Below are 10,030 nucleotides of genomic sequence, written 5' to 3'. Positions count from 1 at the left end.
GATTCGTCCGCGGCATCCCACAACCACCCGCCCTACCCGAACCCGCGTGGATCAACAAGCCCAACGACGAGCCGACTCAGTCAACGAACCCCTGAACCATCCGCCCCGAAAAGGTTGACACCTTCCGAAGTGCGCCCAGGCCTCCTCATCGCCTTTGCCCCAGATTCGCAGGTCGGCTAACCCGTCAACACTGCGCGCCGCCGGCAGGAAGCCGACCCATGAGTCGAGCGCAACCGCGTCGCCGATGACCATCCCGGACGGGTCCACGGGCAGATCACCCAGGACCACCGGTTCCTCTCCAGCTGACACCGCCGACCACGGCAGGTTCAGCTCGATTTCGAGCGTGGCTATGGTGTCGATTGCCTCGTATGTACCGGGCCGGGTCCGCGCAGTCACCGTCAACGCTCCGGGTCCGGCCGGCACTGCGACCGCCTCGGCGAGCCAGTCCTGCAGGTGGGCGCCGCCCGCATCCGCCGCCCGCATCGCACGAGCCGACAACGGCTTCCCAAGGTCGGCCCACTGATCGAGAAACCCGCCGCAGGCCAGCACGACAGTCCGCGACGGCACCACCACCCGACGCAGTGCCACAGTCATCGACGCGGAATCGTCACTGCTGTTCACCGCTGCCGATCATCACACCCCATGGGCCTTTGGGGCATCCGCTCATCGGCACGTCCGGACGGCAACCGGGCCAGCTCGGCGTGACGCTGCGTAGCGCGCGGATCGCGGCATGTGCCATGTGCGGATGTTGCTCGCTGCCGGTGGCCTTTTACACTGTCACGATGATCGGTCCCACCACCCTTCCAGGAGGCGTACTACTGCGCCCACTGGATTTCGGCGACGCGCCTGCGCTGCTCGACGCGTACATCCGCAGTCGTGAGCATCTGCGTCCCTTCGAGCCGGTGCGACCCGACTCGTTTTGGACGCTTGCAGGTCAGCAGAGGCGGCTCGACACGATGGTGCAGCATCAGAAGGAGGGCAGGCTACTGGCCTGCGCGATGCTGCGTGACGGTCGGGTGCTGGGGTGTGCAACGCTTAACACGATCGTGCTCGGTCCTTTCTGCAGCGCAAGTCTGGGGTACTGGGTGGAACCCGCCGAGGTCGGGCGAGGCCTCGCGAGCGCCGCTGTCGCAGCGCTCTGCCGGATCGCCGACCAGGAGCTTCGTCTACACAGGATCGAAGCAAGCACGAGCCCGCTGAACCTCGCCTCTCAGCGGGTGCTGGCCAAGAATGGGTTTGAACAGTGGGGAACGGCGCGCAAATACCTGCACATCAACGGTAGGTGGCAGGACTCCCACCTGTTCCAGCGGATTCTCAACGATCGGCCACCGAGCTTCGACTGAGGATGTAGATGAACATCCGCACATCGGCAGTTCAGGGGGCCCGCTCGACTCAGAGGCCAGCTACCGAGCGTGATTGCCTCGATCGGCCAGCACGCACGGACGGCGGCAGAAGCATGCACCGACGGGATCCGCCCGGCCTGCGCCACGCGGCGGTTTCGTGATCAAGACTGTGGCAGTCGATTATCATGTGTCGCGTGACGGAGGTCAGCTGGCTCGGCGTACGAGAGCGGGTGGCCGCAATCGCCTCCGCGGAGGCCAGCCAAAAGGTCTTCGGCACCTCGGGTCACAGGTTTGTGCTGCACCCAGTTCTGGCCGCCGCCGAGCTGGTCGACCTGGAACAGGTCATCGGCGCCCGTCTTCCAGAGGAGTACCGCGCCTTCCTGCTGGAAGTCGGCAACGGCGGCGCCGGCCCCGGCTACGGAATCGAGCGGGTCGAGCGGACCACTGACGGCTGGCAGTGGACGGGCCATGGCGTCACGACAGCGGCCAAGCTAGGCGTACCGTTCCAGCCGTTCGACCAGCAGGTGTACGCGGAGCACGACGCGAAGCGGCCGGTGGAAAGTGACTTTCCGGACCACGGCTCGTTCATGGAAGCGAGCCGGGCGTGGGTGCAACGCTTTGACGATCTTCACGACGAGGAGACCTTCGGGGCCATCGCGCTCTCGCATCAGGGCTGCGGCTACTACTGGCTCCTCGTTGTTTCGGGGCCTGAGCCTGGCACCGTGTGGGACGACAGCCGAGCAGCCGACATGCCGTTGTCGCCATTGACCGATCCGGCCGGCCAACGGCTGACCTTCGAACGGTGGTACTTGGACTGGCTAACCCGGGCGGAGGCGGCCGTAGCCTCCGCTGACGGGGCCTGATCCGGGAAGGCGGCATCCGCACTGTTCTCGGCAGTTCCGGATGGCGAGCGGCAGCTCCAACCGTCACGCTGCGTGCGCGCGGATCGCGGCAGGAGCGGATGCCTGCGGGGTTCAGCTGCGGCTGGCGTACAGGTACACGGTGACTGCATCGGGTGCGTCGAGGTTGACCAGGAGCGCTCCGCGTGTGCCGTCTGCAGTGGGTTGCTCCTCGTCGAGGCCGGAGATGGTCTTGGCGGTTTCGGGGTCCCACAGGTTGCCGCCACCGACGTTGTGTTTGGCGTCGACTGCCCGAAGCCCCGGCGCGAGAGCCGTCGTGAAATTCGCCGCGGCGACGAAGGCGTCGAGTTCGGTGCGCGGCATGCGGACCTTCGCCGAGAGCTGGGTTTCCAGGCCGTTGCTGTACGCGGCGGTGAGCAGCACGCTGCCGGGCGGCAGGGTCACGTGAGCGACGGCTTCCAGCTGGGCCGCGCTGGCGACCTCCGGCTTGGACTGTACCGGGAGCAGGTCTATGTCATTGCTGCCGACAGACAGCCCCGCCACACCGCACGCGATCAGCGACAGAAGCAGGCTGATGCACGCAAGCACGAGTGCGGCCATGCCACTCCGGTTGCGCGTCCTCGGCGCCGCGGTCTCGATCATGGCCAACACGATACGGCGCGCGCGCTCATCGGCAGATCTGGATGCCGTCGGCGGTCCCGCTCAGTGGCGGTAGCGGAGGTCTGCTCGTTCAGAACCGAATCTCCGTAGCGATGCACGGGTCGTCTGCTATCACCTCCACCGCCATCTCGACTTTGGCGGTCGATCTGTCGGCGAACACCAGTCGGACTTGGTAACCCCTCCCGTGGCCGTCTGTCACCGATGACCAATCCCATGTGTTGACGATGGTGAAGGACTCCACGAGGGGGAGGTGCCAATTCGGTTGGTTCATGCCGGGCAGTTGGACTGCGCTCGTGTCGTCTCCGCCGCAGAGCATCACGTCGGCGCCCGCGCGATCGCGTCCTTGCACGAGGGTCAGGTATCGATCGACCTCTTTGTCCGCTTCGCGCGATTCGTTGCGGTCGGAGTACTGAGCGAACCCAAGTGACAGCCCGCAGCAGGAGAGGAGCAGGGCAGTCACAACCGCCAGCGTCCAGCTGAGCCGGCGAGCCATGCTCTTCGGGACGGACTGCGACGGCCGGCCAGACATCGTGGACGATCATATCGAGGCGGCCGCGGGAAGGATCACGACGGCGCCGGATTGGGTGGATCGCTACCTGCCAGCGTCCTAGTGGGCGGACAACGCACTGTCATCGGCAGAGTCGGACGTCGGCACCCCGATCAGCGTGCAACTCGCTGATGAACGGTCAGTGTTCGTGCTGATCCATCGCCATCTCCACCGCGATGAAACCCCCGAGCCGGGTGGTTCGCGGCCATGGTGGCGCCTCGGGCTTCCGTATCCAACTGAGATGGACGATCGCGAACGTGGCGTCCGACGCGCGGAAGACCACCGAGTCACAGCCCTCGCACTTCGCCACGGCTGTCAGGGCAAGACCGTGCAGTTCATGGCCCGCCGCGATCTCAGTCGCTGCCTCCTGCTCGAACGTCCGAGCGCTCTCGCCTTCTAGTCGAGACCAGGGCTCGCGGAAGTCGGCTGAACTCACATACGCAGGGTGCCACGGAATGTGCGCTCATCGGCAGTTCCGGATGGCGAGCGGCAGCTCCTGCCGTCACGCTGCATGACGCGCGGATCGCGGCATGTGCGGACATCGATCAGCGAATCGTCATTCACAGACCAGAGCATCGAACTCCGGCTCGCTGACAACCCTGAGCCGCGTGCCAGAGTCCAGCACGAGGATTTTCCCGACCGGAAGGCCCTCCAGGTCGGTCAGCGTGAAGTCAACATTCGCCGCCGACCAGGAGTTGTCGGTGGTCCAGCCGTACAGCGAGAAGGTGCGTCCCGGCAGCATCGCCTGGGGCGTCTGCTTCCCCTTCACATCCGCGGCGGATGCAGCCCCCAACGGCCAGGCCAGCGAATGGGTCACGGTCGAACCGGTGAACTCCCACTGCCCCAGTTCAGCGGGTTGGCCATCTGACCCGCGTGGGTCATCTGGCCAATAGAGCGTCGCCCCATCCAGTGGGTGTTCGCAGGTGCGCACCACGCCGATGGGGTTGCCCTTCTCATCGACGGTAACGCCGGCGAGCCCGTCGACCGGAACGGTGCACGACGACAGCAGCATCCCCGATGTCAGCAGCATCAGCGCCATAACGACGTGCTTCGGTCTCGACCCTCCCACACCAACAGTATCGGCACGCTGGCACTCGGGCGGGGTGGCTGGGCCTCCTCCGAGTCTGAGTCGTTACGTCCCGTCGGCAAATCAACCTGCGACGCGGTCGGGTAGGCGGGACGCATTGCTGCGTCCCGCCCCCCTCAGAACCGTGCGTGCCACTCGTCGCGGCACACGGCTCAAGCAAGCCGCTTGGGCGATTTCAGGTGTGCTTCTGCAGGTTCCTGACCCTGGGCCAGTCGCCTTCCTTCGTCGCCTTGAAGATCCTGCCCCGTAGCCGCCGTACGTTCTCCTCGTGGCGCCGCCAGGCGACGGTGTCCCACTGTGGAGATACGTCCTTAGGTCCGTTCACTCCGAGGGCCGCCATCGCAACATCGAAAGCTAAAGCCGTCATCGCGTCTAACTTGTCCTTCGGTTCGGGTGGTTGCGGTGCGTCGTCGTCAAAGGCTCACCCGCCACACGTCAGCCTGCTTTCGCAGCCGGGCACAAGGTCCGGTATCCGGCCGGTTATACGACAACGACCGGTAGGAGGACCGGTCTAAACGTTCCCGCTTTCCCGTTGCCTTTCAGCCTGCCGGCGTTCGCTTCTTGGGCGTCCTGTTCCCGCCACGGAGTTGGGCTCTCCTCACGGTCGGCTTACCACGACATCCGAGGACGTCGTGGACCGTGCCGGGGTTTCCACGTTCCACACGCGTGAGACACGGCCGGGTCGGGTGCCCTCTTGACCCCGGAGGCGACGGTATCCACACGACCGTAGATGAGTCCTCGGTCGTCGTCTGCCGACTCTCAGCGGCTAGCCTCTTTATCTCCCCGGCACCACATGTCCGACCCGGGGAATTGCCGTGACGAGGCATCAACGAGGGTTCACCATATTCACCCTTTCGGCCTTCCCCTCACCTGTGACTCCCAGTCGGTGCGGGAGTCCTTGGGCTTTCCCCTGAGCTTCGCACCCAGCCATTACTAGCCACGCACGTCAGGGCGGGGACCGGTCTCGGACACTGACCGGGAGCTACGTCTCGGGCATCTACACCCGACCTCCAATCGACGTACTCACTCAACACGTGCGACCTCGTGTCGCACCTCATCTCGGCAGATCAGGATGCCGAGCGGTAGCGGCCGCCGTCACGCTCCGCCACGCGCGGATCGCGGCAGATCCGGATGTTTCGTGGCAGTCGCGACCTCGGCTGTTCCCTGTACGTATAACCCCCCCCGTTACCGAGAAACGAGCGCGGACACCCTATATGAGAATGCGCAGGTAACGGCCAGGCATCTGGCCGTGAGCGCAGAAGGTGCTGTCCGTTGGGGGATTCGTGTGCGGATCAGACTAGGCCGGATAGCAGCGCGGCAACCTCATCGGCGAGCGCGGCGTCGGGAGTACCCGGCCGGGAGAACGCCGATTCGACCGTGGCCGAAAGCAACCGCGCCCGCTCGTCACGCGTACCCGTTGAACCGACCGTGCGCTCGGCGTAGATGAAGCCCTCGAACACGGACTGGAAGGCGTAGGTCAGCTCCGGAGTCGCCAGATCCGTACGCACCAAGCCTCGCGCGGCCAGAACGTCTACATAGGACACCATCACCGTGTTGTGCCGGCCGCCGTCGTAGCCGGCCTCGGAGCCGACGAGCTTGCCCCACATCTGCACGTCGCCGATCACCATGCCGTACAGCAGCGGGCGGCGCAGGATCGCCAGGAAGAACTCCGCGGCGAAACGGTGCAGCAGCGCGACGGCGGGGTCGGCGTGTAGGGCGGTCACCATGTCGGCGATCGCGCCGCGTACCTCGCGGGCGAACACGGCGCCGAACAGCTCCTCGCGCGTCTTCCAATGCAGGTAGACAGTGCCCTTGCCGATGCCGGCGGCGCCGGCGACGTCGTCGATGGTGACGCGGCGGTAGCCGTGCCGGACCAGCATGTCGGCGGCGACATCGAGGATCTTCGTCTCGCGATCGGTGCGTGCAGTCACACCGGCACTCTAACACTTGACCAGATTTCGAACTTGGTCATACAGTCAACGCATGACTGCGAAGACCGTACTCATCTCTGGCGCCGGCGTGGCCGGCCCGACCCTCGCGTACTGGCTCGCCCGCAACGGATTCGCGCCGACGATCGTCGAGCGCGCCGCCGGCCAGCGCTCCAGCGGCAACCCCGTCGACGTACGCGGACCGGCATTCCCCATCGCCGAGAAGATGGGCCTGCTCCCTCGGCTGCGTGCGGCCGCGACGGCGACGACCGGCCTCGCCTTCGTCGACGCACAGGGACGGCGCAAGAGCCGCGTCGACCTGTCGGTCAACCGGGCCACCGAGGTCGAGGTGCCCCGGGCCGACCTGGCCGCGATCATCACTGAGGCCGTGGCCGGTAGCGCCGAGTTCATCTACGGCGACTCCATCTCAGCCCTCACCCAGGACGGTAGCGGTGTCGACGTCACCTTCGAACGGGGTGCACCGCGTCGGTTCGACCTGGTCATCGGCACCGACGGACAGCATTCGATGGTCCGGAGGCTCGCCTGGGGACCGGAGACGGACTTCGTCAGGCACCGCGGGCTCTACGTGGCCACCCTGCCCGTCGAGCGCGAGCTCAATCCGACGACCGACGTGCTGCTCTACGGCATGCCCGGCCGCCTCGCCTCCGTCCATCCGGTGCGCGGCGACGGCGGCATCGCGGCGTTCATCTGGCGCAGCAAACCCGTGCCCGGCTACGACTACCGCGACACCGCCCAGCACAAGCGCATCGTCGAGCAGGCGTACGCGGGCGGCGGCTGGATCGTGCCCGAGCTGATCGAGCGCGTACGCGATGCCGGAGACCTCTACTTCGATGCTGTCAGCCAGGTACGCCTCGACACCTGGTCCCAGGGGCGCATAGGGCTACTCGGCGACGCCGCGTCCTCGGTGTCACTGTTCGGCGACGGGTCGAGCCTGGCGATGACGGGGGCGTACACGCTCGCGCGGACGCTGGCCGAGCACCGCAACGACCTCGGGCAGGGCCTGAAGGCCTACGAGTACGAGCACCGCAAGCTCATTGCACCCAAGCAGAACGGGTTCGCCACGGCCGCGACGCTCATGGTGCCGGCCACCCGATTCGGGGTGGCCTTGCGCGACAACGGCGCCCGCCTGGTCACGGGCTGGCAGCGGCTTAAGGCCGGCGCAAGGTAAGATCAATTCACGGGGCACCCGCTGTTCGAAGATCGTTCGATCAAAGAACAGCGCCAACAAGAGATCGCGTCGCGAAGCGACGCGGGCCGTGAAGTTGTCCGGTCACCGTTCCCTCAATGGACAACCTGATCAACATCCGGACATCGGCAGATGAGTGACTCGCGAGCCAGCGCGGGGCCGGCGTCAGCATTGCGCCCTATTACTGAGCCTTACCAGGATCGATCGCGCTTGATCTCAGTGGGACTTGCCGATGGAGTCTGTGAGACTGCCAGCCATCGTTGAGCTCGGGCGCCTGCCGGGATGCAGCATTGGCCACGTTCGGTCGTACCTGCCTGGGCACGTTCACTTGTACGCCGACAAGGCCCTTACTGACTTGTCGAGGCGATGCTGCCCTGAAGAACCTGGTGAAGCCTGTCGCTGGGGTGAAGTCCCGCGCGGGTGAGCCGACGCTGGTAGGCGTCGAGCAGCCCGGCCGCACCGGTGTGGTCGTCCAGTGCGGTGAGGACTTCGATGGCCCGCTGGTGAAGGTTCTCGTTGTAGGGATCGACCCGGATCCCGCGTTCAAGGAGTTCCAGGGCGCGGTGCGGGTCGGGTTGGGCTGACGCGGCGGCGGCGTAGGCGTCGAGGACGAGCCTGCGGGTGGCTTCGCGGTGCGGGTCGACCCACGGCCAGGTGTGGTCGGCGGCGAGGTCGCCGGTATGGGCGTCGATCACAAACTGCCAGGCGGTCGCAGGGTCGGTGAGGGCGGTGGCGGCGTGGTGGGCGGCGGTGCGCAGGCGCCACAGGTCCGTGTCGAGATGCTCGCCAAGGAGACGGTAGCGGTCGTCGGTGTGGTCGATGATGGTCAGCCCGCAGGCCGCGCGGATGGCGCCGCGTAGCTCGCTGAGGGTCGTGTAGAGGCGGCCGGTAACGGTGTGGGCGGCCAAACCGGGCCAGATGGCCTGGACCATCTGCGCGCTGGTGGCGCCCTGACGGTGGACGGCGAGGAAGACGAGAACCTGCACGGCAGCGCTGCGGCGGATCGTGACGGCGTGCCCGTCAACGAGCAGCCTCGGCTTACCCAGCACCTGTAACTCGACGCGAGGCCTGGCACCTGCCGCCGGAGTGGGCTGTGCTGCCCGGTCCTCGCCGGCTTGGCGGGGAATCCGCACGTGGCTGACTATGAACTGCCGTGGCTGCTCGTGCAGGGCCGCTGTCTGCGTGTCGGTGGCCGGTTGCGGCGCAGGGACGGGTGCAAGGCGGATGTGGGCCATGACGGTGAGCAGGTCCATCGCGGCGACCGGGTCGAGGCTGCATAGTCTCGGCCCTGCCTGCCCCGGATCCCGGGCGTCGTGGGTGCGGTCGTGCTGGTCCACGCTCCAGGTGGCGCCCTGAGCCCAGGCGCCGAGAACTACGGCGGTCACCTTGCCGGTGCTGAGCATGGCCGCCAGCCGGTTGGTAGCGGCCGCCGCTGGCGAGTCGCTGATCAGCACCAGCCTCGGAATGCTGCGATCCGCGCCTGGTACCGACTGGGCAGAGGGCTGTGTTGCTAGCGGTGCGAGGTGGGAGTCGATGAGTTCGACGGCGTGGTCCGCAGTCTCGGTCACCCGTAGTGCCGGGATGCCGTCGCAGACCTCAGTCATGGCTGGCGTCGCGAGGAGGGTGGTCAGGGCGGAGCGGGTGATGACCAGGCGAACCGCGTCGGGCGGATCTCGCAGCGCCGCGAGCAGCGCGGTGACGAGCACTCCTCGCGCCGCGTCCCCTGCGCCGGGGCCGGTGAGGGTGACACCCGTCGTGGGCAGTGCGGCGATCGACGCCGGGATTGCGAGCCAGGCTTGCTCGGTGGGCGGCCGTTCGGCGGCGGCGTCCTGGTGTGTCGGGTCGGTGGCGAGGGCTACTTGGACGGCGGCGACGGTGGCGGGCAGCGGCGCCAGCTCCGGATCTGCCCGCTGCGGCACCTTCCGATGGCCGGGCTGGTAGCCGCGGCGGCGCCGCAACCAGACAAGAGCTGCCGCAGCGGCCACCTGCCCTGCCGTCTCGTGGGGGAGCCAGCCGCCCGGGACGGTGACGCCGTCACCGGCCTCGACGATGGGCGCCGGGTCCTCGGGGTCTGCGGCGGGGTCGGGGTGTTCAAGGGTGCCGGCCGAGACGGCGGAAGGCTGGGCCGGTGGGGCTGTCGCGGTGGCGTTCACGGCGGTGGTGAGGACAGCAGCGCCGGCCATTCCGGTGGCGGTGGCCTGCAGGGGTGTCGGCAGCGGCAGGCGTCGCAGCCAGCGGGCACCAGCTCGGACGCGTCGCGCCACGGCGACGGTGACGGTGTAGACCAGGAGCAGCCAGAGGAGCCACGCGAGGACCGTCAGCCCCGCGGTCAGAGTGTCCGCGGTCAAGGGCTGCGCAAGCCAGAGGCGGACCTGGTGCAGACTCGGCCAGCCGTGCA

General features: G+C 67.2%; 11 protein-coding genes. 3 read left to right on the top strand and 8 right to left on the bottom strand.

What is annotated here, in order from left to right:
* Nucleotides 1-51: 51 nt before the first annotated feature.
* The gene (locus SLP03_RS27810; protein ID WP_319463603.1) at nt 52-621 is read right to left on the bottom strand and encodes a hypothetical protein; all 570 of its coding nucleotides are present in this window, start codon (nt 619-621) and stop codon (nt 52-54) included.
* Between the two features lie 161 nt (nt 622-782).
* Between SLP03_RS27810 and SLP03_RS27805 the strand changes: the two genes are divergently transcribed.
* Together SLP03_RS27805 and SLP03_RS27800 are read left to right on the top strand one after the other, a co-directional pair.
* Nucleotides 783-1,343 carry a GNAT family protein gene (locus SLP03_RS27805; protein ID WP_319463602.1) on the top strand — a complete coding sequence of 187 codons (561 nt, stop codon included), beginning with the start codon at nt 783-785 and terminating at the stop codon, nt 1,341-1,343.
* A gap of 194 nt (nt 1,344-1,537) precedes the next feature.
* Complete coding sequence (locus tag SLP03_RS27800) at nt 1,538-2,206, top strand: SMI1/KNR4 family protein (RefSeq protein WP_319463601.1); 669 nt, start codon at nt 1,538-1,540, stop codon at nt 2,204-2,206.
* Between the two features lie 111 nt (nt 2,207-2,317).
* Here the strand turns inward: SLP03_RS27800 and SLP03_RS27795 are convergent, their stop codons facing one another.
* From SLP03_RS27795 to SLP03_RS27770, 6 genes are all read right to left on the bottom strand, one after another.
* Nucleotides 2,318-2,845 (bottom strand): hypothetical protein, encoded by a 528-nt coding sequence (locus SLP03_RS27795; RefSeq protein ID WP_319463600.1) that lies wholly within the window; start codon nt 2,843-2,845, stop codon nt 2,318-2,320.
* Nucleotides 2,846-2,933: 88 nt separating this feature from the next.
* On the bottom strand, nt 2,934-3,323 hold the full coding sequence (locus SLP03_RS27790) for a hypothetical protein (RefSeq protein ID WP_319463599.1): 390 nt from the start codon (nt 3,321-3,323) through the stop codon (nt 2,934-2,936).
* 226 nt (nt 3,324-3,549) lie between these two features.
* On the bottom strand, nt 3,550-3,846 hold the full coding sequence (locus SLP03_RS27785) for a hypothetical protein (RefSeq protein ID WP_319463598.1): 297 nt from the start codon (nt 3,844-3,846) through the stop codon (nt 3,550-3,552).
* Between the two features lie 120 nt (nt 3,847-3,966).
* The gene (locus SLP03_RS27780; RefSeq protein WP_319463597.1) at nt 3,967-4,449 is read right to left on the bottom strand and encodes a hypothetical protein; all 483 of its coding nucleotides are present in this window, start codon (nt 4,447-4,449) and stop codon (nt 3,967-3,969) included.
* 223 nt (nt 4,450-4,672) lie between these two features.
* Nucleotides 4,673-4,837 carry a reverse transcriptase N-terminal domain-containing protein gene (locus SLP03_RS27775; protein WP_319463596.1) on the bottom strand — a complete coding sequence of 55 codons (165 nt, stop codon included), beginning with the start codon at nt 4,835-4,837 and terminating at the stop codon, nt 4,673-4,675.
* 952 nt (nt 4,838-5,789) lie between these two features.
* Nucleotides 5,790-6,428: a helix-turn-helix domain-containing protein gene (locus tag SLP03_RS27770; RefSeq protein ID WP_319463595.1), complete on the bottom strand. Its 639-nt coding sequence runs from the start codon at nt 6,426-6,428 to the stop codon at nt 5,790-5,792.
* Between the two features lie 52 nt (nt 6,429-6,480).
* Here SLP03_RS27770 and SLP03_RS27765 point away from each other — a divergent pair, with 52 nt between their 5' ends.
* Nucleotides 6,481-7,614, top strand: a complete 1,134-nt coding sequence (locus SLP03_RS27765) for an FAD-dependent monooxygenase (RefSeq protein WP_319463594.1) — start codon at nt 6,481-6,483, stop codon at nt 7,612-7,614.
* Between the two features lie 365 nt (nt 7,615-7,979).
* Here SLP03_RS27765 and SLP03_RS27760 read toward each other — a convergent pair whose 3' ends face one another.
* Nucleotides 7,980-9,785, bottom strand: coding sequence for a hypothetical protein (locus tag SLP03_RS27760; protein WP_319463593.1), 1,806 nt, complete (start codon nt 9,783-9,785; stop codon nt 7,980-7,982).
* Between the last annotated feature and the right edge of the window lie 245 nt (nt 9,786-10,030).

It is taken from the genome of Micromonospora sp. RTP1Z1 (genome assembly GCF_033804685.1).
Classification (GTDB): domain Bacteria; phylum Actinomycetota; class Actinomycetes; order Mycobacteriales; family Micromonosporaceae; genus Micromonospora.
Note: the sequence above shows the minus strand (reverse complement) of the source record. Positions and strands in the feature narration are given on the sequence as shown.

Coding starts and splice junctions, on each gene's coding strand:
- SLP03_RS27805 (WP_319463602.1), top strand. CDS start 783: ATGATCGGTCCCACCACCCTTCCAGGAGGCGTACTACTGCGCCCACTG.
- SLP03_RS27795 (WP_319463600.1), bottom strand. CDS start 2,845: ATGATCGAGACCGCGGCGCCGAGGACGCGCAACCGGAGTGGCATGGCC.
- SLP03_RS27780 (WP_319463597.1), bottom strand. CDS start 4,449: ATGGCGCTGATGCTGCTGACATCGGGGATGCTGCTGTCGTCGTGCACC.
- SLP03_RS27775 (WP_319463596.1), bottom strand. CDS start 4,837: ATGGCGGCCCTCGGAGTGAACGGACCTAAGGACGTATCTCCACAGTGG.
- SLP03_RS27765 (WP_319463594.1), top strand. CDS start 6,481: ATGACTGCGAAGACCGTACTCATCTCTGGCGCCGGCGTGGCCGGCCCG.